Origin of the sequence: Fructilactobacillus sp. Tb1 (assembly GCF_050500285.1) — a bacterium.
Classification (GTDB): Bacteria; Bacillota; Bacilli; order Lactobacillales; family Lactobacillaceae; genus Fructilactobacillus.
In genome coordinates, this window is record NZ_CP191377.1 from 64,009 (window position 1) to 89,555 (window position 25,547).

A 25,547-nucleotide genomic window follows, 5' to 3' on the forward strand; every position below is an offset into this window, starting at 1 on the left:
TTAGAACCCCTCCTTATTTGTCTCCTTGTTTAGATGCATTGTATTTAGCAACAACATCTTCAATTGGGCCACAGTTTCTGAAGAAATCTTCTGGGATTTCATCATACTTACCGTCTAAAATACCCTTGAAACCTGCAACTGTATCTTTAACAGGTACATATTTACCATCAACACCAGTAAATGTTTCGGCAACAGAGAATGGTTGTGAGAGGAAGAATTGAATTCGACGAGCACGACCAACAATGGTCTTTTCTTCGTCAGATAATTCATCCATACCTAAGATAGAAATAATATCTTGAAGTTCACGATATCTTTGTAATTCATGTTGTACTTCACTAGCTACCTTAAAATGTTCATCACCAACAATGGCTGGATCTAAGGCAGATGATGTTGATGCCAATGGATCAACGGCTGGATAGATACCTTGTTGGGTTAATGAACGTTCCAAGTTAGTGGTTGCGTCCAAATGGGCGAATGTGGTTGCAGGAGCTGGATCGGTATAATCATCGGCTGGAACGTAAACAGCTTGAATAGAAGTAATCGCACCTTTTTTAGTTGATGTGATACGTTCTTGAAGTTGTCCCATTTCAGTAGCAAGTGTAGGTTGGTACCCTACGGCTGATGGAATACGGCCTAACAAAGCTGAAACTTCAGTACCTGCTTGAGTGAATCGGAAGATATTATCAATGAACAATAGAACATCTTTACCTTCTTCATCACGGAAGTATTCAGCTAATGTTAATCCAGTTAAGGCAACACGCATACGTGCACCAGGTGGCTCGTTCATTTGTCCATACACCATGGCAGTTTGTTTCAATACTCCGGAACCTTTCATTTCGAAGTACATATCATTACCTTCACGGGTTCTTTCACCAACTCCAGTAAAGACAGAAATACCATTATGACCTTGGGCAATATTGTGAATTAATTCTTGAATTAAAACGGTTTTACCAACTCCGGCACCACCGAATAATCCAACCTTACCACCTCGAATATAAGGGGCAAGTAAATCAATAACTTTGATACCTGTTTCAAGCACTTCAGTTGATGGATTAATTTCATCAAACTTAGGTGCTTGACGATGGATTCCCCAACGTTCGGCATCTGGTCCAAATTGTGGTCCACCGTCAATGGTGTCACCTAAAACGTTAAATACTCGACCTAGAGTGTCATTACCAACAGGAACTTCGATTGGAGCACCTGTATTTTCAACTTCCATACCACGACGTAAACCATCTGTTCCGTCCATGGCAATAGTTCTAACGACTCCATCACCTAATTCAAGTGCAACTTCAGTCACTAAGACATCATTTTCACCTTTATTAACTTTAAGAGCGTCGTTGATTTTTGGTAAGTCACTATCTAAGGGAAACTCAACGTCGACAACTGGTCCAATAACTTGTACAACTTTACCAGTACTCATTATGCGTTAATTCCTCCTTTTTAGTGATTCAATGCTTCCTGACCACCGGTAATTTCGGTGATTTCAGTAGTAATAGCAGCTTGTCTAGCTCTATTGTATTTTAATTCCAAACTTGAAATTAAATCTCCAGCATTATCTGTAGCAGCTTTCATTGCCATTGAGCTTGAAGAATGCTCAGCGGTTTTTGCATCTAAGATAGCTCCATAAACTAAACTTTCAGCATATTGAGGTAAGATGGCTTCTAACACTTCTTTTTCAGAAGGTTCAACATCATATTCAGCTGATAAAACTTTTGTCTTAACCTCTGAACCGGCACCATTAGCACCGTCCATGCTTTCTTCAACGGCTTCTCGGTCCATTGGGAATAACTTTTGTGCTTTAAAGTCAGAACGAATTCGGTTCACAAAGTGGTTTGAACAAACGTACAATTCAGTGAAAACACCATCTTCATACATTTGACTAACTGCTTTAACGATTCCCCTAACCTCACTAAATTTAGGAATATCAGAAACCCCACGATATTCGTAAGCCACATCGGCACCATTTTTCTTATAGAAATCAGCACCATTACCACCAACAGCCAAGATTAAATAATCTTCTTTGTTAGGGGTATGTTTTTCGATAAAACGATTTGTTCCTCGAATAGCATTACTATTGTAGCTTCCAACCATTCCACGATCTGAAGTGATCACTAAGTATGCTGTCTTAGATTTTGTACTACTATCAGCACTTGAAGGTTTTTGGTTGTCTAACATATGAGTCTGAGCTAAATGCATAACTACAGCTTTAATCTTTGAAACATATTGATCATATGTTTTTGTTTGACCTAGAATTTGATTTAACTTAACAGTTTGAACCATATTCATCGCTTCAGTAATTTGACGCGTGCTCTTAGTTGATGCAATTCGATGCTTAACTTCATTCATTGATTCAACCATTATAACGACCTCCCTTCAAGTTATTTATCTTCGCCATCTTTTGATGGTTGGAAGATGTTTGCAAAGTCGTTGATTGCTTTGTCCATATCTTCTTGAGCTGGTAATTTACCAGTTTCTTTAATGTGTTTCAATAAATCAGCATGTGAATCATCGAAGTAACTAAAGATTTCATCTTGATATCTCAATACATCTTCAACAGGTAACTTATCTAAGAAACCATGTGTCAAACAGTAAAGAATAAGAACTTGTTTTTCAACGGCAATTGGATCATGAAGTTTTTGTTTCAAAACTTCAACAGTTCTTGCACCACGATCCAACTTGGCTTTAGTAGCTTCATCAAGATCTGAACCAAATTGAGCAAATGATTCAAGTTCATGATAAGAAGCTAAGTCAATACGTAAGGTACCGGCAACTTTCTTCATTGCAGGAATTTGAGCATCCCCACCAACACGAGAAACAGATGTACCAGCATCAACGGCTGGACGATCACCTGAATAGAACATGTCAGAATTTAAGAAAATTTGACCATCGGTAATTGAAATTACGTTAGTTGGAATGTAGGCAGAAACATCACCTGCTAAAGTTTCAACAATTGGTAAGGCAGTCATTGAACCACCACCAAGTTTGTCACTTAATTTAGCAGCACGTTCTAATAAACGTGAATGAGTATAGAAGATATCACCAGGATAAGCTTCACGACCAGGGGGACGTCTCAAAATCAATGAAAGTTCACGGTAGGCATTGGCTTGTTTTGTTAAATCATCAAAGACGATTAAAACATGTTGGCCTTTGTCCATGAAATATTCACCCATTGTTGCACCAGCATAAGGAGCCACGTATAACAATGGAGCTGGTTCTGAAGGACCTGCAGAAACAACGATTGTGTAATCCATTGCTCCAAACTTCTTCAAAGTATCAACTTGTTGTAAAACAGTTGAATCTTTTTGACCAATCGCAACATAGATACAAATCATATTTTGATCTTTTTGATTCAAAATAGTATCAATTGCAATTGAAGTTTTACCAGTTTTACGGTCACCGATAATTAATTCACGTTGACCACGACCAATTGGAACTAAAGCATCAATTGCTTTGATACCAGTTTGAAGTGGTTGATCAACAGATTTACGTTCCATAATACCAGGAGCTTTGTGTTCGATTGGTGCAGTTTGAGTGGTATCGATTTCACCTTTACCATCAATTGGTTGACCTAACGCATTAACAACACGTCCAACCATTGCATCACCGACAGGAACTTCCATGATACGTCCGGTACGTTTTACAGTATCACCTTCACGAATACCAGTATAGTCACCTAAGATAACGATACCAACGTTGTTTGCTTCCAGGTTTTGAACCATTCCGTAAACTCCGTTTTGGAATTCGAGCAATTCACCAGATAAGGCATTGTCAAGACCGTAGGCACGAGCAACACCATCACCAATATATGTAACGATACCTGTCTCGTCTACAGTAAGGTCATCTTTATAGCCTTCTAATTGTTTTCTAATTAGAGCACTGATTTCTTCAGCCTTAATGCTCATAAAAGTTTCACCTCTTTATTGAAAGATATCATTATTTTAATAATAAACGTTTTACTTGTTCAATCTTAGTACGAATACTTCCATCAAACACAACATCCGATGATCTAAGAATTACACCACCGATGATATCCGGATTAGTTTTTGTAGACAATTCAACTTGTTTAGCGTTGATTCGTTTACCGAATGCAGTAGCTAAATTATCTCTTTCAGTATCACTTAATGGAATAGCCGTAATTGCTTCCGCTTTTACGATTCCATGTTTTTCATTGTATAAATTATTAAATTCATCAATAACTGCACCCAAATCATTAATACGATGATATTCGAATAACATAGTAATCAAATTTTTAACGTATTGTGAAGAAACAGCATCAATCAAAGGATTTAATAATGATTCTTTTTGGCTGTTATCCAAAGATACCCCGCTTAGTGCAACTTCCAATTCTGGATCTGCAAGTAAGACATCCTTAATAGCATTCAAATCATCTCTAGCGGCATCAACATTGTTGTCACTTTCAAGAATTTCATATAATGCCTTTGAATAACGTTTGGCAACATCAAGTTTACTTAGACTCATTATTACCCAACCCTTCAATATAAGAATCGATTAGTGCCTTTTGATCATCAGCATTTAAACTCTTCTTAATGATTTTGGAAGCAATTTCAATAGATAAATCTGCTACGTCATTCTTGGAATCAGCAAGAGCATCTTTCTTTTGTTGTTCAATATCTTTTTGAGCATTTTCTTTAAGATTTTGAGCATCAGAACGAGCTTCTTCAATGATTGAATCACGGCGTTTGTCACCTGTTTGTTGCGCTTTGTTGATAATTTCACCAGCTTCTTCTTGCGAATGAGCTAATGCTTCTTGACGTTGCTTTTCTAATTCAACAGCTTTGTTTCTTGATTTTTCAGCAGTATCGATATCATCTGAGATTTTATCGGCACGGTCTTGCATCATCTTTGTAACAGGTTTCCAAGCTACAACTTTGATACCAAACATTAAAATAAGAAATAAAACAGCATAGAATAACGCATCACCAATGTTAAATTCAGCTCCAACAATTAAATGTGTAAACATCTATTGACACCTCCTTTTTCAAAAGTAGAAAAATGTTACTACTTGTTCATTACTAACATAGCAATAACGAAGGCTAAGATAGGCATAACTTCAATCAAAGCAACCCCGATGAACATGTTAGTTCTTAAAGTGTTTGATAATTCAGGTTGGCGTGCCATACCTTCAAGCATTTTAGAAATTAAAATTCCATCACCAATACCGGCACCGATAGCGGCACCACACATAGCGATTCCTGCAGCAATAAGACCCATGAGTAAAATCCTCCTATTTTTTATTCCTCAACAACTAGTTTGTGAGCAACATATACACATGATAAAGTTACAAAAACATAGGCTTGGATACAACCAATAAAGATTGAGAATCCTTGCCATAGCATTTCTAATGGCGCAGAAACAAGAATCATTCCTACTCCACCAGAAAATGCCATTTTAGCAATTAATCCTGCTAATAGTTCACCAGCAAAAATATTACCGTACACACGAATACCAAGAGTTAAGAAGTTAGTCAACTCTTCCATCAAGTTAATTGGTAACAAGTATGAAATGGGTTGCATATAGGTTGCAAAATGTTGTTTGTAACCTAGCTTCTTGACACTAGAATACTGTGCAAGTAGCAATGACATCAATGCAAATGACATAGCAACAATTGGATCTGCGGTCGGACTCTTAACATAAACTACTCCGCCTACTTCGATATGTAAGAATAATCCCAAAAGATTAGAAACTAATATAAAGTAGAAAAGTGTAAATGCCCAGAGACCATAGTTCTTAGTAGAACCACTGGGCATTGTAGACTTAATAATTCCATTGGTAAAATCAATCATATACTCAAGGAAATTTTGTTTTCCTTTTGGTTTCAATTGAATCTTACGAGAACAGTAAAATACCAAACCAAAAACAATTAAAGCCACAACAACACCAGAAATCATATTTCCAACATTAAAGGTTAAACCTAAAAATTGGAAAGTAGAAGTCTTGTCCACAAATTATCACCTCTTTTTCCTTTCATTTTAGTGAACGGTAAGGAAAATAAATGCAGTAACTTACCACCCATTTTAGAAAGTAATTAACAAAATCACAATCTAAAATTTAATAGAATTATAACCCTGAATTAACAAAATTTCAAAGGCAAATGCTCAAATTTGTTAGATATTTTTACAAAGTTGTTACAAAAAAAGACAAAATCAAATTGATTTTGTCTTTTCATTATTTTTTATTTAGTACCGAATAAACGATCACCAGCATCACCAAGACCTGGGACAATATATCCATTTTCGAGCTTGTCATCTAATGCAGCAGCATAGATATCAATATCAGGATGTGCTTCTTCTAGGGCTTTTACCCCTTCAGGAGCTGATACTAAACAAACAAATTTAATGTTTTTAGCACCACGTTTTTTAAGCGCATCAATTGCCATAATTGCTGAACCACCAGTAGCTAACATTGGATCAACGACTAATACTTCACGTTCACCAATATCAGATGGTAATTTACAGAAGTATTCATGTGGTTCCAAAGTTTTTTCGTCACGGTACATACCAATATGACCGACACGAGCACTTGGAAGTAAGTCCAAAATACCGTCAACCATACCAATACCAGCACGAAGAATTGGCACAACGGCCACTTTTTTACCAGCTAATTCTTTGGCGTGAGCAACCCCCATTGGAGTTTCAATGTCGACATCCTTCAAAGGCATGTCACGAGTCACTTCAAAAGCCATTAAATTGGCAATTTCGTTCACAACTTCACGGAATTCGTTAGTAGCTGTGTCTTTGTTTCTAATAATACTTAATTTATGTTGGATCAAAGGATGATCCATAACGTGAAATTTACCCATGCTAAATACACTCCCCTTTTATTTACGTTAATTTTACCACATTAGCTTGTTTTAGCGAGTAATTGGATGTGCAGCACACATTGCTTCAACTTCGGCTTTAACGTCATCTAAGACAGTTTGATTATCATGGTTTTCAATTGCTTTGATAATCAAATCAGCAACTTTACGAGAATCTGCTTCATTAAATCCACGTGAAGTAATTGCCGGTGTTCCGATACGAACCCCACTAGTTACAAATGGACTTAATTTTTCGTTGGGAAGAGCTTCTTTGTTAGTAGTAATTTTTACTGAGTCTAACAAGTTTTGGGCTTCCTTACCGTTTAATTCTGTACCAGTTAAATCGATCGTCATTAAATGATTATCAGTCCCACCAGATACAACGCGAATAGTAGCTGATTTTTCAAATTCATCAGCCATTGCTTGAGCATTCTTAATAACTTGTTCTGAATAAGTTTTGAATTCAGGTTGTAAGTCTTCATAGAAAGTTGCTGCTTTACCAGCAATAACATGTTCAAGTGGTCCACCTTGAGAACGTGGGAAAACGGCAGAATTTAGCTTCTTAGCGTTTTCAGCTTGTGACAAGATCATTCCACCACGAGGTCCACGTAAGGTCTTGTGGGTAGTGGTAGTAACTACATCAGCAATCCCAACTGGGCTTGGGTGAAGACCAGTTGCTACTAATCCGGCAATATGAGCCATATCAACCATTAAGTAAGCACCAACTTCATCAGCAATTTTACGGAATTCATTCCAATCGATAATTCGACTATATGCTGATGCACCTGCAACAATCATTTTAGGATGAACTTCTTGAGCGATTTTTCTAATTTCATCATAATCTAATAATTCTGTTTCAGGATTCAAACCATATGAATATGACTTGTAAATCTTACCTGAAAAACTAACTTTAGCACCATGAGTCAAATGACCACCAGCATTTAAGTCCATTCCTAAGATAACATCACCTGGCTGTAAGAAAGCAGCATAGGCAGCTTCATTAGCTTGTGAACCAGAATGGGGTTGTACGTTTACATATTCAGCACCAAATAACTCTTTAGCACGATTAATTGCTAAATCTTCAACAACATCAATATATTCACAACCACCATAATAACGGTGTCCAGGATACCCTTCAGCATATTTATTAGTTAAAACTGAGCCTTGGGCCGCACGAACAGCATTAGACACAATGTTTTCTGATGCAATTAATTCAATTGTAGTTTCTTGACGGTTTTTTTCATCCGCAATTGCATCCCATAATTCGGGATCGTCTTTTAAATAATCATAACTCATCTTTACAGTACCTCACTTTTAATTGGGGGGTTAGAGACATTTCTTGGTGTAATTATACTTGCTCAAAATGCTTTTGACCAGCAGATTTATTCAAGCGATTCATGTAAGCTTCACCCAGTCCATCAGCTGTGAATCCTTGAGCTAAAATCGTCTTAATCTCAGGATTTAAATCAAACTTACGAAGTCCAGCAAAGAGTAAGTGACTAGCAGAATTAATATCCGATCCAAGGCTAAATAGTTCAGTATTTTTAGGCCAGTTATTACTATTAATCACATCGTCAGTTGCTAAAATTCCTACTAAAGTTTTTTGTGATTTAATCCAATCAATCACTTGTGGCCATTCTTGTTTTTCATCAACAATTTGGACATCTGCGCTTGGTGAATAATGAGTATATTTCATTCCTGGTGCTTTAGGGATATCTTTTTTGCCCACGTGTTTTTCAGAATCATCAACCGTTCCAATCACAGCTTCAATTTGTTCACGAGTAACAGCACCCGGACGTAAAATAGCGGGAGTATCAGTAGACATATCAATCACAGTTGATTCAACGCCAAATTCAGTGGCACCGGCATCTAGAATACCGGCAATTTTACCGTGTAAATCATGATAAACGTGTTCAGCAAGAGTTGGACTAGGTTTCCCAGATGTATTAGCTGAAGGACCAACTAATGGCACCCCTGCTGCTTTAATTAAGTCAATGGTAGGTTGCTTATCAGGATTTCTGAAAGCCGCAGTTTCAAGACCCCCAGTAACCTTTTTTGATAAAACATTTGGTTGAAGTTTTAAAATAATGGTCAAAGGACCTGGCCAGAAGGCTTTAATAAGTTTTTTCGTTTGTTCGTCCAATGGCATCGCGTATTTTTCAACAGTTTCAACATCTGCTACATGCACAATCAAGGGATTATCACTAGGACGTCCCTTTGCCTTGTAGACTTTTTCAACTGCTGCTACGTTAGTTGCATCAGCACCAAGTCCGTAAACTGTTTCAGTTGGAAATGAAACTAAATTTCCTTTGTTAATTTCTGCTGCTGCTTGATCAATTTGATCAGGTGTAAATATTTTGGTTTCCATTATTTACTCTCCTTTTAAATTCATTTTAATCATGCGATCATGGTCAGCTAAATCTTTACGTAATTCAACGTTAGCTGCTGGATTTTGTGTTTTTAATAAATCAGTAACTGCTGGCCCTTGATGAAATCCAATCTCTAAATAAAGTTTCCCATCAGAAATTAAATAATCACTGACTGTCTTAGCCAATTCCTCATAGATAAATAAACCATTGTGTTTGGCAAATAAAGCCAAGTCTGGTTCATAATCAATCACATCTTGATCCATGACTTTTTCTTCATCATGCGCAATGTATGGTGGATTTGACAAAATAATATCAAATTTTTGACCAACAAACTCAGTTAGCAAATCACTTTCAACAAAGTTAATATCAACGTGATTTAATTCAGCATTACTTTTGGCAACTTGCAAAGCATCCGCTGAAATATCAGAAGCTGTGATATTCCAATCAGGACGTTGTTGTTTTAAGGCAATGGCAATGGCTCCACTTCCGGTCCCAACATCTAACACTTTTAATGAATCCTTGTGGTTATCATTTAAAATCCATTCAACTAGTTCTTCTGTTTCAGGACGGGGAATCAAGACACTTGGGTTAACTTGCATGGGATAACCATAAAAGTAAGTTTGCCCCACAATGTATTGAGCTGGTTCACCATTGACTAAACGTTGTAAATTATCACTAAATTGTTGTCTTTCATCTGCTGGCATCTTAGTTCGATAATTACGCAATAATGTCGTTAAGTCCCAATGCATTTGATTTAACAATAAAAATTGAGGTTCATCTTGCTCAATATTTTGGCCCTTTATACACAAAGAAGCCCATTTCAGGGCTTCAAAGAATGTGACATCTTGATTAAGCTTCGTTGTCATTTAAGTGCTCCAACTTTTCAGCTTGATCTGAAACGATCAATGCATCAATGATTTCACCTAAATCACCAGCCATAACCTTGTCTAATTTATTTAAAGTCAAACCGATACGGTGATCAGTGACACGGTTTTGTGGGTAGTTGTAGGTTCTGATTCGTTCAGAACGATCACCAGTACCAACAGCTGATTTACGTTGTGCGTTATATTGGTCTTCTTCTTTTTGCTTGTAATAGTCATAAACACGAGCTTTTAACACATTCATGGCTTTAACTCTATTTTGTTGTTGTGAACGTTCATCTTGCATAGCGACTACAATCCCGGTTGGCAAGTGAGTCATTCGAACAGCAGATGAAGTTTTGTTAATATGTTGTCCACCAGCACCAGATGAACGATAAACATCAGTACGGATATCTGAAGGATCAATAGTAATATCAACATCTTCTTCTTCAGGCATAACACCAACAGTTGCAGTTGAAGTGTGGACACGTCCCGCTGATTCAGTTTCAGGAACCCGTTGTACACGGTGAGCCCCATTTTCGAACTTAAGTTTTGAGTAAACGTTGTTACCAGTAATCATAAGTACGATTTCTTTGAAACCTCCAACTTCAGTGGTTACTTCATCAACAACTTGAACTTTCCAGCCTTGAGTTTCAGCGTACTTAACGTACATATTGTATAAATCGCCAGCAAACAAACTAGCTTCGTCTCCACCAGCTGCCCCATGGATTTCCATGATAATATTTTTATCATCATTCGGATCCTTGGGAATTAACATGATTTTTAGTTTTTCTTCAAGTTCTGATTTTTGTTCGTCTAAGTCAGCAATTTCAGCTTTGACCATATCATTCATATCATCATCAAGTTTTTCTTTAAGCATTTCTTGATCATCATTGAGTGCTTCAGTAACTTCTTTGTATTTCTTGTAAGTATCAACAGTTTCACGAAGATTACCTTCTTCTTTTGATAACTTCATAAAACGTTTGGTATCTGAAATAACTTCAGGATCACTAATTAATTCGCTAACTTCTTCATATCGATCAGATACAGATTGAAGTTTATCGAAAATTTGATCCATTTTATTATCGGCCATTTTGCTCCTCTTTTCTTAAATTTTAAATTCTTTAGGTGGATTATTGTAATGTTTTCGGCAAACGGGATAGTATGATTCATTGCCCCCCATTACAACTTGTTCCCCTTCATAGACAGGTTTTCCATCATGGAAACGAAGATTCATAGTTGCTTTCTTTTCACAGAACCAACAAATTGTCTTCATTTCTTCTAATTTATCAGCATAGATTAACAAATATTTTGACCCTTCGAACAATTGATTTTGAAAATCATTTTTAAGTCCGAAAGCCATAACTGGAATATCAAGTTCATCAACCACACGTGCTAATTCTTGAATATGGTGTTTTTCTAAAAACTGGGCTTCATCAATGAGAATACAACTAACGCGTTCATTAATCTCATCCAACCGATTTTGAACTAATTGCATCGCATTTGCATCTGGCTTAATCGCAATTGCTTCCCGTTCAAGTCCAATTCGTGAAGCAATGGTACCTTCTTTTTCACGTGTATCCAATGCACTAGTCATTAGGATAACTTTTTTTCCTTGTTCCTCATAGTTATGTGCTACTTTAATAATTTCAAATGACTTTCCACTATTCATGGCGCCATAACGAAAGAAAAGTTGTGCCAAAATATCACCTTTTTCTATAAAATACTCTCATTTTTAATTATAGCTAATTTTCGGCTTTTCTGCATTCCTTAATTCCAATTGTTAATATAATGTAAAAATCTAACTAATTTAAGTTTAGTAGGCACTTTTATGCTAAAATCGGAAGTATTGAATAGTACAAAATTTTAATTAAGGATGTGAGTATCGATGACATTTAAGAGTGATATCGCAACTTTAGCAGGGAAATCTACATATTGGTTTTTACATACCTTTATGGGCGGTGGTAGTTCATTGCCCGGAAAAATCACAACTAAAATTGATCCTAATGTTTTAAAAGAATTAGGAAAAAACTATGATGTGGTTTTAGTCAGTGGAACTAATGGTAAGACCCTTACTACTGCATTAGTTGTTCAAGTATTAAAAGAAAAATACGATGAAATTTTAACTAACAAAACTGGTTCAAATATGATTCAAGGAATTGTGTCTACTTTCCTTGAATCTAAAAAGCCTAAAAATGGTCAAAAGCCAGTTGCTGTAATTGAAGTTGATGAAGCCAACGTGAAATTAATTGTTGAAAATATTAAACCTAAGCTTTTTGTCTTAACTAATATTTTCCGTGATCAACTTGATCGTTATGGTGAAATTTATACTACTTACCAAAAGATTCTTGATGGAATTGAATTAGCACCCGATGCAACTGTGATTGCTAATGGTGATGAACCAATTTTCAACTCCGTTAAACTTCCTAACCCTCAAATTTATTATGGGTTTGAAAATCAACCTGCCTCAGGAAACTTTAAAGCACATGCCAATACGGATGGCGTTCTTTGTCCAATTTGTCAGCATATCTTGCATTACCGCTACTTAATTTATGCTAACTTAGGTGATTATTTCTGTCCTAATTGTGGTTTCCACCGTCCAGAACTAAAATACAAAGTTACAAGTATTGAAGATCAAACTCCAGTCGAATCACGATTTGCCATTGATGATAATCAATATCAAATCAGTGTTGGTGGAACTTATAACATCTACAATGCCCTTGCAGCTTATTCTGTTGGACGTGAATTTGGGGTTACCCCTGATCAAATCAAACATGCTTTTGATGCTAATGAACGGATTTTTGGTCGCCAAGAAGAAATTCATGTTGGTGATAAAGATGTTACGATCATTTTAGTTAAGAATCCCGTTGGTACTAATCAAGTTATTGATTTATTGGAAACAGAAAATGATGCTTTCTCATTTATGGCTTTATTAAACGCTAACTACGCTGATGGAATTGATACTAGTTGGATCTGGGATGGTGAATTTGAACGACTTCCTAAAATGAACATTCAACAATTTGAAACTGGTGGATCTCGTTACAAAGATATCACTTTCCGTCTCAAAGTAGCTGGTGTTCCAGATGATAAACATATTGTTCAACCAGACTTAGAAAAAGTCGTTGATGACATTCAAAAAATGCCAACTAAAAAAGTTTATATTTTAGCTACCTACACTGCTATGATGCAAGTACGTGCTATCTTAACTAAACGCGGCTACATTAAAGGAGGCAAAAACTAATGACAATGACTATTAGAGTTGCTCACCTTTATGGTGATTTAATGAACACATATGGTGATATTGGAAATATATTAGCCCTAAAATTTTACGCTAAACAAATTGGTGTTGAGGTTACCTCTGACATCGTTTCTTTAGAAGAAGATTTTAAAGCTGATGATTATGACTTTGTTGTTTTCGGTGGTGGTCAAGACTACGAACAAACCGTTGTGGCTAAAGATATTCAATCTAAAAAAGATGAATTAATTAAATTTATTGAAGCTAATAAACCCTTCGTTGCTGTCTGTGGTGGTTACCAATTAATCGGTAAATATTACATTGATGCTAAAGGTCAAAAGCTTCCTGGTATCGAAGCCATGAATCACTACACTGAACAACAACATGATCATCGTTTTATCGGCGACGTTGTTATTCAAAATGAAAAGACTGGCAATAAATATCATGGTTTTGAAAATCACCAAGGAATTACTTTCTTAGGTGCCGATGAACATCCTCTTGGTAAAGTGCTCCAAGGTTACGGAAATAACGGTCAAGATGGAACTGAAGGTGCTGTACACAAAAATACGGTTGGTACCTACTTTCATGGTCCTATTATGGCTCGTAACGGTAATTTTGCTAAATACATGATGTTTGAAGCTCTTCAAAACAAATATCCTGATACCGACTTTACTGACATGAAGAAGAAAGTAAAAATTTACGAATATTAAAGGATAACCCTGAATGAATATGATTCAGGGTTATTTTTTTGTAAACAAAAAGGACATTCACTTCTGAATGTCCTTTTTGCTGGAAAAGAGTAGTTTCCTATTTTTATAACACTTTGAGTATACCATATTTTGAGGAATATGATTATTGCGATTCTTTTACAACTATTTACAAAGTTTAAAAATAATTACCAATAAAATAATTACTAAGACAAGCAAATTGGAGATGGTAATCGTATACTTCTTTTTGGTTTTTGAAATTTATTTTTTAAATTTAAAAATCTTCATATTTTATCCCTTTAATATAACAAAAATAAGGAGAGTACAGGATTTTTTGTTACTTATACAACAATATTTACCATTATTTTGTACACATTAAGTACACATGATATGATTTATATCACTTAAAAAGTAACCAACCAAAACAAAAAAACTCATTTCCCTAATAGGAAACAAGCTTTTTCGAATCATTACATTGTTGTCCGGTACATGGACATTAAGAATTATAACATTAAATGACACCTATTTATAATAAAAAGAATCCCCTTTCCGAGGGACTCTCTCTTAATTCAAAAATATAAAAAATTAACTTACTTCTAAACTATTTAGAAGCACATTAAATATATCAAAATAATGATTTAATACAATTATTTAGCTTGTTATTTTATTAACATTACAACAAAAAAGCCCACTGCCAGTTAAGACAGTGAGCTTCTTTATATAAAAATAGATTTAAAATAATACCAGCCGTTTCAGTGGCAATACTGCCCTTTCACAACTTCATTATCTATAAAAGTAAATTGGTTGTCCAGCGTAAATAGTTGAATAATAACCATTTGCAAATACATCTGGATTATTTGCTACGATAGTTTGCCAACTATCTCCAATTAAATAACTTAGTCTCGTTAAGCTATCACCTGGTTGTACGTAGCGAACACGTTGAGTTAACTTATTTTCATTTAAGTTGTAGTGGTTAAAATTATTTACTAGTAACTTTTGTCCTGGGTAAATTAAATTGCTTACTTGATTATTAGCTTCTAGCGTTGCCACACTATCACCAACTTTATTACTAATACCGTTTAAAGTATCACCCGATTGAACTGTATAAGTTTGTAGATTCCACGCAGGTTTACTTGGTTGAGGTTGTGGTGCAATTGGTTGATCACTTGGATTTACGTTAGTGTTCTTAGTATAGCCATTATCAGTAATACCAGTTAAATCAACATCTAAATCACGTGGTGTGTAATTATATTGCCACATAGCTACGTTATCATACGTAGGAAAATGATTGAAATCAGGTTCAATATCACCTGAATACCAATATTCAGCCAACCACAAGCTGTTAGGAAATTGCTTAGTAATTTCATTCACGTTCAACGTTTGATTTAAGTAATTGCGACTACTATAAAGTACTGGAGTAAAATCAGCTTGCTTAATTAGTTGCATGGCGTAGATAACGTTGGCGGTATTAGCTTCCTTATCTGCTGATGCACCTTCTTCCCAATCAATAGCTACGATTGATCCATATGGTGTTTGAATCTTAGATAGGAAGTAATCCATAGCTGCTTTAGTTTGTGCTTGATTAGCACCATCTTGCAACCAAATATAACTATGCATTCTAAAATCATCGTTACGTCCTTGATTGACTTGATATGAATATGGAGCTTGATCATAAATCCAGCCATTAATCGTTCCACCAATTTGAGCAAATGAAAACTTATCTTTACCGGTAACATTAGTTACCGATGATTGATATTTAGATACATCTGTACCTAAATCCATATGTGCCGCATGAACTGGTTGACTAGTTGCTAAACCAATTCCAAACATCCCTAGTGTAATTGCTAAAGGTAAAATACTATTTTTGAGTGCTTGTTTCATCTCCACTATTAACATCTCCTTTTTCAGTAACTTTTAAATCTTCTGATTTATCAGATACTGTAGTTGGATCATCAAGAATTCCCCAACCTGCCAATAACATTAAAATTAAAGTAAGTAATTGAGCCCACAAATCCCAACGAATAGGACTAGTAATTCCCCAAATAGTACAAATCATTTGACCAATTAAAATTAAAAGAGAAAGTGAACTTGCAACTACCTTCCCATTTAATTTTCCATCACTATTAATTAATGCTGTCTTTTTTAAAATATTTTTAATCTTTGTCATCTGCCTTATCCTCTAATCGTTTAATTCTAGTTTCGTGATTATTAATCCGCTCGTCATCACGAGTGAATTTTTCCGTGTAATTAATTTGCTGCAAATTAAAATCATTTCTCAATATTTTTACAGTCCCGTTTAATTCGTTAATGCTGTCAATTAATTTACTTAATTTGCCAAACAATACATAAGTTCCAAAAAAAAACGATCCTACAGCTGTAATAATTGCTAGAATTGATGCTAAATCTTCCCAGCTGGATACATGCATTTCATCACCACCTTTTTTGCAAAATAAAAACACCAACTAATTAGTTGATGCTTGTGGTGCTATATAAGTTTCCCCAGTAATATCTGCATAATCATCAGGAGTAATTGAGCCTTTGTTAACAAAGGCAGCTACATCTTTTTTATCATACATGTTATTGTCAAAATAAAATTTAACTAATTTTTTCCAACTCACTACTTATTTCCCCCTAATTGCTTTGCTAGAAATGATATTTGGTCTTGTAAATTTTGCAAAACTGTGTAATTAAATTGCTTCCAACTTTCAAAAGTTGCTGGATTACCCATTTTTGCTCTAATATACATAGACCCACCTTGAATATAAATCTGTCTTAAACCGGCTCCATTTAAACAAATTACTGAAGCCCATAGGTTTGAATCTGCATAACCAGCTGGTAAATTTTTAATTGTGGTACCATCTGCGCCTTGAATATTATAAATCCCAGTATCAGTAAATTCATCAAGATTTCCACCATTTTTGATATATCCAGCATTGATATTTAAAGTGTCTGTTTTTTTAGCACAATCATTAGTTAAATTGTCAGGATCTAAAATATTTACTGCATTAATATAAGGATGAAGTTCGTTATTTTCATCGTCGTTTAAATAAACATTTTTAATCGCCATTTTTAAGCTCCTTTTTAATTTTGTAATTTAGAAATTGCTGCTTCAATTCTATCTAATCGTTCGGTCAATCCAGGGATAGCATCGACACTGGTGATTAAATAAACCTGATGTTCATTATTAGTGCCATCATCGTTTGGTACCATTAGTGGTCTAATTTCTGTCATTTCTGTACCTCCTTGTAACTAATTTGGCTAACATCTTTAGTATAAATACCACCATGTATTTTTTGATTTTGAGTAGAATTAATTGTTTTATAGTGAAGACCTTTACTGTGCTCAGTTAATCCTTTTACAACTAACGTTTGTTCAAAATCATCATTTCCAAAAATATCGCCTAGATGGCCATGATCTAATTGTTCTGAATCTAATCTATTTTTTAAAGTGGTATAAATCTTTCCAGAAGCATCTTCTCTTGCATTAATTACTTCACTATCCACAGTTAAACCATGTAAAGTGTTATCAAATTCGCCTTGCATATAATTCATCAAATTCGTAACGCTATTCAGCTTACTTGAGGTATTGCTATTAATCATAGAGTTCCACTCAATTGATCTAGCAATTAGCTCTCGAACGTCTTTTCCAATAGCTTTGTGTCTGATTCCGTTAGTGTTTTGTCTAATCTGTGGGTCAACTAGTGATAAATCAACTGGATTAACTGGGTTGACTGAATTAAAATCTCGATATTCCATTTATTTTCCTTTCATTTAAAAATTCATTTGTAAAAAATCAGCAATTTGCTTTGCCATTTTTAAATAACCTTCTGCGTTGGGATCTACTAAATCACTAGATAATCCCGAATGGTCTTTATCATTAAAAATTACCGGAGAATAATTGTTCCAGTCTAAAAATGAAATGTTGTTAGCACGATAAACTTTAGCCAAGCAATCGTTCAAATTATCCAAAGTGTAATTACCATTACTCAATTTATCAAAACGTGGAGTAGCAAGAATCCCAAAGATTCTAATATTAGGATTACTTTGCTTGATTTTAAGTAAGCAATTATTTAAGTTCTGCATCATTAAATTAATATCACTATTGTTATTGAAATCATTAGTTCCATAAGCGATCGTGACTAAATCATAATCCGTGAAATTAGTTGAATTAATCACATTTTGTAAATCACGATTATCATTATCATTGTTGCTACGATAGATAGCACCACCTTTAGCCCCAGCATTAGTAACTTTTCCAAAATTTAACAACGAATTTAAGTCATCTGGGTAACTTTTACCAGTTAACATTTTGTTTCCGTCCCAACCAGCTGTAATTGAATCACCCAAAGTGATTAATCGCTTATTTTTAAGCACATGATCGAAATTACCCATTTGGGCATCTAATCCAGCTACCTGATTACTAACATGTTGAATTAAGCTTGCAGTTTTATTTTCACCATCTTTGATGTCTTTAATTAATCTATTTTGTTGATTAATTTGATAATCAAAAATTGTCTTAGCTGTATTGTTCAACGTAATCTGGGTCGGTTGCGTTTTATCCCATGGATACCATTGATAGCTCACAACTTCAACGGTTGTACTAAAATTAAATTCTCGTACCTCATAAAAATCCATCTCTCCTAGAATCGGTTGAGTAGTTAAATTAGTAGTGGCTTCAATTGTTATTGCTGGTTCAGTTTGTAGTTGATCGGTAGCATATGTTCTCATACTATTTTCATCAGTAAAACGATCATCATTAATATCAGCCAACTCATGAATACCAAATTTAGCAATACTCTCATCGTTTTTAACAGTGAACGGGTTGAAAAAGTATTCTGTTGGTGCATCATCAGGTGCATCGGTTGCTTTATCCTTAGCTTTTCCAGTGCAGAACACCTGATTACTGAGGTTCGTACTATCTGAGGTAATTTTTGATTCATTAACATTGTATAAGTAACCCAATCTATTACCGTAATTTTTTTTAAACTTATCATGTTGATAAATCCTAATTTTTTTATTATCAGGATCAACAATTGTATCTGGCCAAACTTCAATAATCTTACTAAGTGCATCTTGCCCGCTCATATTTCCCAAATTCTCAATCTGAGCACTAGGAAAATCACCAATCACTTCATAAGTAAATCCAGCAATGTTCCCATCAAAAACAAAGCTCATTACATCTTGTGGTTTGTACGTTAAAACTCCATTTTTAACTTCATGTTTTCGGAATTGTTGACATTCATTTGAAATATGCGTAGCCGTGATTTCTTTAGTTGAAATTCCAGCAACGCTGTCATGAACTATCTGTTTAATTAAAAATTCTTGTCCTTGAAAAAAAATACTGGCTTCAATAGCTAGCAAATCATACCCAATTGCATTGGCATCGTTATAAGCTGTAAATTTAATTTGGTAAGCTCCATTTTGTTCTCGTTGTAAATAAAAAGAACTGCGGATTACACAGTTCAGTCTTGATCGATATTTTTTATTCACATTAGTTCCTTGGACTATCATTATTTCATCATTCATTAAATCACCTGCGTTCCAAAAGTAGTGTTTGGAGCAATATTAGGAAAATATTCTTCTTGATATGGAGCTTTTCCGTTATAAATAAAGCTTCCATGTCGCATATTAATCGCACATTTAACTAATTTATTTTTAGTCCAATTAGTTAAATCATCAACTGAAGCAGTGGCATAAACCATATCCCCACTATCGTTAATATCAGGAACTTTCCCTGTAATCTTATCTTGATAAAATAATATTTTATCGTCAACCACTAGTAATTCTGCTGCTTCATACCAGTTTGCACCTGTTTGTTGTAAATCAGTTTCAATTTCTCTATAAGGACCATTTAATCTATCTGAAACAAACAAATGTCCTCCACCACCGGCTAATAGATAACTACCGTTTAAATAGACTACATCAGGATCAATTACGGAAATTGGTAAGTCAATTTCTTGGTACGGGTTAGTTACGTTACCAGTTTGGGGGTCAAAGTCTGCAAGATAAAGGTTAACGCCCCAATGATTGGCACAGTAGATAAGTTTCCATTGATTACTTTCCCGGTCTAGTACAAATTCTGGAGCCCATATATCCCAGTAGTTTGGCTGATTTAAGACATCTAATGAATGGTATTCAAAATTAATAAAATCATTAGTTTTAAAAATTGCTAACGTCCCAGTTATCCAATAATCATCACCAATTTGCTGAATATATCCATCTCTCAGATTACCAAGTTGCGGAAATTCAGCAATTGGAACCCAGTTAATCCCATCATCACTAATACATAGTGCAGGAGTAGCTAACCAAATGTTATCTTTATCTTCTCCTGCAGGGTCAAATCCAAAATAAACAAATGTCGCCTGTTGAACTTGTTCTAAGATACTCACTTAATCGCCTCCTCTAAATATAAATAAATGGGAACTCAAGCTTAACATCATTAGTTGTCATGCTAGTCCAGATATCATTCCAACCTGGTTCTAATTTTAGATTACCAAAATTAGATAGATTGTTATTTAAACTTCCGTTGATATAAGTATTCATACCATCAACAACGATTTGATCAGTACCATCACTTTGAACTTTTAATTCATAACTAGTTCCATTGTTATTATTACCAATCCCAAATATCCCACCAATATAACTAGCAATAATCTTTAAATCATCATGACCGGTATATGGATCAATTGGAATTCCACTTGGATTGTAAATTTTAAAATTATGTTGATTATGAAAATGAAAATCTTCTCGGTCCATAATTGGTAAATCGAAGTTAAAGTTGTAATCGTCCCATAAATCAGATTGATTAAGTGAATCATAACGTGAGTATTTATATCCACTTGGATTTTCAAATGGAATAGTCACAATACAATCATTAGCCCCATCAGTATAAGGTTCAATATCAAATCCAACTGGCCTTACAAATCTCACAAACATTGGCTCATTAGATGTTCTAATCCGATAAATTTTCTTTTGCAAAAAAGCATTATAAATTACTTGTTTCTTACTCAAATAATCTTGATAAGTAGAAAAGTGAAACGACATTGTTATCGTACTCGTATTATTTTGAAAACTCGCTAAATTAAAATTATGGCCATCAGTACCATTTGAATCTTGATAAGTATTTGAAAGAATTGGAGTAGTTTTTTCACTGATAAAGTGTAATGAATTAACTAATGAATCTAAATCAAATTCATTATTTCCATCTATACTGATAAAAAGTTTTTGACTAGACACCAAAAATTCCTCCTTTCAAATTACCATAGTTATGAATTCCAGCATCTTTAGCTTCTTCACGATATCTTGCCTGTTTATCCTGTGCAGTGTTCAAAATAGCCTTAACTTGGTCTTTACTTAAGCCAGCAATTTCTGCTAATAAACCAACTGTTTGTGATTGCAATTTAGTTAATTTATCAAACTTATCTTCCAATACATCAGTAGAAGAAATTGGTGCTTTACCACTTTGAACATCTTTAGCATACTCAGTAACTAATTGGCCAAGTAATTCATTGCCACGCCCACGATTTGCTGTATCAGTTGGAATAACGAACTCGGGTTTATTGCCTTCAGCAATTTCAATTAATCCATGTTGACCAACTAAGCCACCGTTTTTATATCCATGACCATTACCTAAATATGAAAGACTTGGACCATATTCTTTTTTAGCATAATTAAGCGCTGCTAATAAGTTATCAAAACCATTAAAAATATTATGATGACCGGAAAACGCATTAGCATTAAAAGTAGAACTAATTGTTTGCATAAGCCCTTTAGCTAAATCACCAGTCGCATTGTTAATATCTCCAATGTTACCTTGAGTAACTTTTTCATTACCACCAGATTCAGTTTGAATTTGTCTAAGAACTCTGTTTACCATTGATTCATCGGTGCTTAACCCGTTCATTGCTAAAGCACGCTTAACAGTGGCACGCCAACGTTCAACACCAGTTCCAGCTGGAGCTGCCATTTCTTCAAACTGTTTTTTAATCCATTTAGCAGCGTCTTTAGCTACTTGCTCTGGAAAATGCGTAATAATTTGTTCCGGCAACCAGATTTTCGAACTGATTCCACCAGTGAACTTTTTAAATACACTGGTCATAAATCCAGCTGGATCTTTAACAACATCATCAATATCATCCATTACGTCTTTAGCGCCGCTTAACACACTATCAAAGGCTGCACCAATTCCACTAGCGTAATGTGGCATTTGTAGCATTGCCATTAAGCTTGCCGACCGTTCGCCATCTAACACACTTGTACCTTTTGGCAAATAAGTTATAATATTTCGCTTTTTAGGAAACATTCCTACTTGTCCATTTGGAAATTGATACATTTCTCGATAGTTTGATGACTTAGCATCGTTTACCATAGCTAAACCACCAGGATGAGTGTCGCCAGTCCCGTTTGCGTAAGCTGGTACTGGAATTTGTCCAAGAGTAATTTTACTTGCTCCAACTTTGTCCAATACCCAGTTGATTCCATCTTGCAACCCCTTTAATAACTCATTAAATGGTGTTACAACACCACGCACGACAGTTACAAAAGCATGATGAACGGAATTGTATGCATCTCCTACACCTTGTTCGATGCTTGACCACATGCCATTCCATTTATCAACTACCCAACCAATAGAACTGTTCCAAATATCTTTAATCCAACTCCATAGTTTTCCTATTCCAGAAGTGACATTATTCCATGCATTTGAAAAAGCGTTAACAACATCGCCTAATCGTCCACCAGTTAAGTCATTTAACCAGTTATAACCATCATGAAATGCTTTACTGGTATTATTCCACAAATCACTATTTGTTTTTCCAATATCACTACTCAATTTATTCCAATGTCCAGACATCAAATCCGCACCAGTTTTAGTTAAGTCAGCGTTTAATTGTGAACGAGTTTTAGTAATGTCATTAATGCTAGTCCACATACCTTGCATTTGTTTTGGAGAATTCTTTTGTAAATTATCCATAACTTTATTAACATTGCTTTGCATTTGGTTCATGTAATTGCCAACATTTTTAGGAGCATTTTTAAAGGCTTCACCAATGTTTTTTGCAGCATTATCAGCGTCTTTTGACATTCCGTTCCATTTGTTTTTGGCATCTTTACCAATACTTGCAAATGTTTTAGAAGTAGATTTAGAAAATCCATTCCAATCCTTTTGCATATTCTTAACAGATTGAGATGTACTCTTAGATACGTCAGAATTAGCTTTACCGATTGTCTTCCCAATATTAGAAAATGTCTTAGCGGTTGATTTAGTAAAATTATTCCAACCTTTTTGCATGTTTTTAATTGATTTTGACGTACTTTTTTCAACATCTGAATTGGCTTTACCCATAGCTTTACCGAGTTGACCAAGAATCTTGCCAATACCACCAAATGCTTTACCAATATCCTTACCTAAACCATTAATAAAATTACGAAATGGTTTAATTTTTGTATATGCAAGTGTAAATGCTGCTACTAATGTACCAATCGTAATAACTGCTAAACCTAATGGATTCATATTCATAGCAACATCAAGCGCATATTGTAATCCAGTCATCACTTTAGTTCCAATTTGCCATTCTTTAATGGCTGAAACAACCCCACCAATTGCTTTACCAAATGCAATCGCTTTACTAGCCATAAATGCAGTTACTAATGCCGTACCTATTCCTTTAATTGGGCCTTGATATTTACTTATGTCTTTTAAAATATCAGAAACGTTTCTTAGAGGATCGTGTGCCTTTTGAGAGTTTCCAACTAAAGCATTAAATCCATCAGAAATCGATTTAATTACACTTGTAAATGCTTGCCATGCACCAACCGCAATTAATTTAACAATTTGACCCAAGCTCACAATTATAGAAGAAATCGAACCTGATCTTGAAGCAACGTAATTCATTAATCCAGCTACATATTTAGTTAGATTTGCAATTCCTGCCCCAAGTTGTTTTACAGCTGATTGCGTTTGTGGATTATCAAGAGCTTTAGATAACGCATTCAATCCTGTATTCTGCACTGAAACTAAAGGCGCCATTAACGACGCACGCGTATCGGCATAAGCAGTTTTCAAATGATGCATTGAGCCATCAGCCGAATTATTAAAACTTTTTGCGTTTTTATCATAACTAGAACTAGCTTTAATTAAAATGTCATTAAATTGTGTTGAAGTCATCTTCCCAGAATGTACTAAATCATCAAAGGCTTTTTGACTCATTCCACTGGCCTTTTGCATTGCAGTCGAAACACCAGGTGCTTGTTTTTCAAGTCGATTCATTACTTGATTAGTTACTTTTCCACCTGCTTCAACCCTATTCAAACTATTAGAAAAGGCATCTGCACGTTGACCAGTCATATGTAATGAATCCGCGATGGAACCTACCCCTTTTGCTAATGATTCAGCTTCTTTAACATTATGTGTCATACCGTAAAAACGTTGAGTCATATCACTAGCAGCTTGACCAGACAAATTAGTATTCTCTTTTAAATTCTTTACAGTACTTGTAACACTAACAATATCTTTTGAACTTAATCCAAAAGATTGCCAACGTTGTCTACCAACACTTACAGCTTTAGCAGAATCATATGATGCTTTAGCTTGATTAACAATTGCACTTGTTACAGTTTGTACTCCAGACAACAATGCCCCACCAGTAAAATAAGACATCGCTGTGCTCATATGGGACTTTGATTTGTCAGCTTCACTATCAGTTTTGTGAAATCCATTAACAATGGAACTGAATAATGTTTGAGGCGCTTCTTTATTCATTTCAGTACTTAATTCAGAAACTTTAGTCTTCGTTTGCGCAATGCTAGTACCAGTCTTATTAACTCGAATAGATTGTTGAGTCATCGCTTCGTTAGCTTTATCAAGTGAGACTTTCAATTTATCAACTTCACTTGATTGATGTTGATATGATGTAGTATTTTCCATTCCTGCATCACGCATTCGGTTCAAAGCAGATTGCCCATTATCATATTGCTTAGTTAATAATGCTACTTTATCTTTTTGAATGCCTAATTCAGATGATTGTTTACTATATTGTTCGTTTAAGTTAGTCAAAGCATCTTTATAACCACTTACTTTAGCTTTAACTGCACCGTATTTATCGCCTTCTGCAGACAAGCGTTGTGAATATGCTTCTGTCTTATCAATCGTAGTTTGATAACTACGTTGTAAATCAGCTAAACCATTAGAATAATACACTAATGATTGTTTGGCTTGATCTTGTTTGGCGGTGTAACTAGAAATTGAACGTTCCGTGCTTGCAATTTGTGACTCATATCTTTCAAAAGCTCTTGCACCAGCAGCAGTTGAAGTATCTAAATCATTTTGTTTCGCTCTTAAAATTTCAATTTTAGAATTAGCTAATTCAATTGCTTTCCCATAGCCTTCTACCTTAGTTGATTGAGCACCAAGTGCATCACCAGTGGCATTAGATTGTGCAGAAACAGCTTTCATTGTATTAATTGTTGCACGTAATGCAGCTTGCATATCATTCGCATTTTTATTAGCTTGCATGGTATCAAGTGCAATACTTGCTTTCATTTCATATCCAATTGCCAT

At 35.0% G+C, this 25,547-nt stretch carries 26 protein-coding genes; 2 read left to right on the plus strand and 24 right to left on the minus strand.

Going from position 1 to position 25,547, the window contains the following annotated elements; genetic code table 11:
- Positions 1–13: 13 nt before the first annotated feature.
- The 13 genes from atpD to ACQW5G_RS00430 form a co-directional block, all read right to left on the minus strand.
- The gene (gene atpD / locus ACQW5G_RS00370; RefSeq protein WP_429971128.1) at positions 14–1,423 is read right to left on the minus strand and encodes a F0F1 ATP synthase subunit beta; all 1,410 of its coding nucleotides are present in this window, start codon (positions 1,421–1,423) and stop codon (positions 14–16) included.
- A gap of 20 nt (positions 1,424–1,443) precedes the next feature.
- A complete protein-coding gene (locus ACQW5G_RS00375; protein ID WP_429971129.1) occupies positions 1,444–2,361 on the minus strand; it encodes a F0F1 ATP synthase subunit gamma in 918 nt (305 codons plus the stop codon).
- 20 nt (positions 2,362–2,381) lie between these two features.
- The gene (gene atpA, locus ACQW5G_RS00380; protein ID WP_429971130.1) at positions 2,382–3,905 is read right to left on the minus strand and encodes a F0F1 ATP synthase subunit alpha; all 1,524 of its coding nucleotides are present in this window, start codon (positions 3,903–3,905) and stop codon (positions 2,382–2,384) included.
- Positions 3,906–3,936: 31 nt separating this feature from the next.
- Positions 3,937–4,482, minus strand: coding sequence for an ATP synthase F1 subunit delta (gene atpH / locus ACQW5G_RS00385; RefSeq protein WP_429971131.1), 546 nt, complete (start codon positions 4,480–4,482; stop codon positions 3,937–3,939).
- Entirely contained in the window at positions 4,469–4,984 is a 516-nt protein-coding gene (atpF, locus tag ACQW5G_RS00390; protein WP_429971132.1) for a F0F1 ATP synthase subunit B, read from the minus strand. The genes atpH and atpF overlap by 14 nt, the downstream gene beginning before the upstream one ends.
- A gap of 38 nt (positions 4,985–5,022) precedes the next feature.
- Entirely contained in the window at positions 5,023–5,235 is a 213-nt protein-coding gene (gene atpE / locus ACQW5G_RS00395) for a F0F1 ATP synthase subunit C (protein ID WP_014082203.1), read from the minus strand.
- A gap of 20 nt (positions 5,236–5,255) precedes the next feature.
- Positions 5,256–5,966 (minus strand): F0F1 ATP synthase subunit A, encoded by a 711-nt coding sequence (atpB, locus tag ACQW5G_RS00400; RefSeq protein ID WP_429971133.1) that lies wholly within the window; start codon positions 5,964–5,966, stop codon positions 5,256–5,258.
- 230 nt (positions 5,967–6,196) lie between these two features.
- On the minus strand, positions 6,197–6,823 hold the full coding sequence (gene upp, locus ACQW5G_RS00405; RefSeq protein ID WP_429971134.1) for a uracil phosphoribosyltransferase: 627 nt from the start codon (positions 6,821–6,823) through the stop codon (positions 6,197–6,199).
- Between the two features lie 51 nt (positions 6,824–6,874).
- Entirely contained in the window at positions 6,875–8,116 is a 1,242-nt protein-coding gene (gene glyA, locus ACQW5G_RS00410) for a serine hydroxymethyltransferase (protein ID WP_429971135.1), read from the minus strand.
- Positions 8,117–8,168: 52 nt separating this feature from the next.
- Positions 8,169–9,188: an L-threonylcarbamoyladenylate synthase gene (locus ACQW5G_RS00415; RefSeq protein WP_429971136.1), complete on the minus strand. Its 1,020-nt coding sequence runs from the start codon at positions 9,186–9,188 to the stop codon at positions 8,169–8,171.
- A 3-nt stretch (positions 9,189–9,191) separates the two neighbouring features.
- Positions 9,192–10,055, minus strand: a complete 864-nt coding sequence (gene prmC / locus ACQW5G_RS00420) for a peptide chain release factor N(5)-glutamine methyltransferase (RefSeq protein WP_429971137.1) — start codon at positions 10,053–10,055, stop codon at positions 9,192–9,194.
- Positions 10,039–11,127, minus strand: coding sequence for a peptide chain release factor 1 (gene prfA, locus ACQW5G_RS00425; RefSeq protein ID WP_429971853.1), 1,089 nt, complete (start codon positions 11,125–11,127; stop codon positions 10,039–10,041). Before prfA ends, prmC begins: the two co-directional genes overlap by 17 nt.
- Positions 11,128–11,157: 30 nt before the next feature.
- A complete protein-coding gene (locus ACQW5G_RS00430) occupies positions 11,158–11,721 on the minus strand; it encodes a thymidine kinase (RefSeq protein WP_429971854.1) in 564 nt (187 codons plus the stop codon).
- A 216-nt stretch (positions 11,722–11,937) separates the two neighbouring features.
- Here ACQW5G_RS00430 and ACQW5G_RS00435 point away from each other — a divergent pair, with 216 nt between their 5' ends.
- Complete coding sequence (locus ACQW5G_RS00435) at positions 11,938–13,290, plus strand: MurT ligase domain-containing protein (protein WP_429971138.1); 1,353 nt, start codon at positions 11,938–11,940, stop codon at positions 13,288–13,290.
- Complete coding sequence (locus ACQW5G_RS00440) at positions 13,290–13,994, plus strand: type 1 glutamine amidotransferase (RefSeq protein ID WP_429971139.1); 705 nt, start codon at positions 13,290–13,292, stop codon at positions 13,992–13,994. Before ACQW5G_RS00435 ends, ACQW5G_RS00440 begins: the two co-directional genes overlap by 1 nt.
- A gap of 780 nt (positions 13,995–14,774) precedes the next feature.
- On the opposite strand, the gene ACQW5G_RS00445 is transcribed toward ACQW5G_RS00440, so the two are convergent.
- From ACQW5G_RS00445 to ACQW5G_RS00495, 11 genes are read right to left on the minus strand one after another with little or no spacing between them, the layout of a single operon-like run.
- A complete protein-coding gene (locus ACQW5G_RS00445; protein WP_429971855.1) occupies positions 14,775–15,872 on the minus strand; it encodes a GH25 family lysozyme in 1,098 nt (365 codons plus the stop codon).
- On the minus strand, positions 15,850–16,158 hold the full coding sequence (locus tag ACQW5G_RS00450; protein ID WP_429971140.1) for a hypothetical protein: 309 nt from the start codon (positions 16,156–16,158) through the stop codon (positions 15,850–15,852). Before ACQW5G_RS00450 ends, ACQW5G_RS00445 begins: the two co-directional genes overlap by 23 nt.
- On the minus strand, positions 16,145–16,417 hold the full coding sequence (locus tag ACQW5G_RS00455; protein ID WP_429971141.1) for a hypothetical protein: 273 nt from the start codon (positions 16,415–16,417) through the stop codon (positions 16,145–16,147). Before ACQW5G_RS00455 ends, ACQW5G_RS00450 begins: the two co-directional genes overlap by 14 nt.
- A 36-nt stretch (positions 16,418–16,453) precedes the next feature.
- Complete coding sequence (locus ACQW5G_RS00460) at positions 16,454–16,609, minus strand: XkdX family protein (RefSeq protein WP_429971142.1); 156 nt, start codon at positions 16,607–16,609, stop codon at positions 16,454–16,456.
- Positions 16,609–17,058, minus strand: coding sequence for a pyocin knob domain-containing protein (locus ACQW5G_RS00465; RefSeq protein WP_429971143.1), 450 nt, complete (start codon positions 17,056–17,058; stop codon positions 16,609–16,611). The genes ACQW5G_RS00460 and ACQW5G_RS00465 overlap by 1 nt, the downstream gene beginning before the upstream one ends.
- Before the next feature lie 14 nt (positions 17,059–17,072).
- On the minus strand, positions 17,073–17,222 hold the full coding sequence (locus tag ACQW5G_RS00470) for a hypothetical protein (protein ID WP_429971144.1): 150 nt from the start codon (positions 17,220–17,222) through the stop codon (positions 17,073–17,075).
- Positions 17,219–17,746 (minus strand): hypothetical protein, encoded by a 528-nt coding sequence (locus tag ACQW5G_RS00475; RefSeq protein ID WP_429971145.1) that lies wholly within the window; start codon positions 17,744–17,746, stop codon positions 17,219–17,221. Before ACQW5G_RS00475 ends, ACQW5G_RS00470 begins: the two co-directional genes overlap by 4 nt.
- 15 nt (positions 17,747–17,761) lie before the next feature.
- Complete coding sequence (locus tag ACQW5G_RS00480; RefSeq protein ID WP_429971146.1) at positions 17,762–19,516, minus strand: phage tail protein; 1,755 nt, start codon at positions 19,514–19,516, stop codon at positions 17,762–17,764.
- Positions 19,516–20,379 carry a hypothetical protein gene (locus ACQW5G_RS00485; RefSeq protein ID WP_429971147.1) on the minus strand — a complete coding sequence of 288 codons (864 nt, stop codon included), beginning with the start codon at positions 20,377–20,379 and terminating at the stop codon, positions 19,516–19,518. Before ACQW5G_RS00485 ends, ACQW5G_RS00480 begins: the two co-directional genes overlap by 1 nt.
- 13 nt (positions 20,380–20,392) lie before the next feature.
- A complete protein-coding gene (locus tag ACQW5G_RS00490) occupies positions 20,393–21,226 on the minus strand; it encodes a phage tail domain-containing protein (protein ID WP_429971148.1) in 834 nt (277 codons plus the stop codon).
- Complete coding sequence (locus tag ACQW5G_RS00495; RefSeq protein ID WP_429971149.1) at positions 21,219–25,547, minus strand: tape measure protein; 4,329 nt, start codon at positions 25,545–25,547, stop codon at positions 21,219–21,221. The genes ACQW5G_RS00490 and ACQW5G_RS00495 overlap by 8 nt, the downstream gene beginning before the upstream one ends.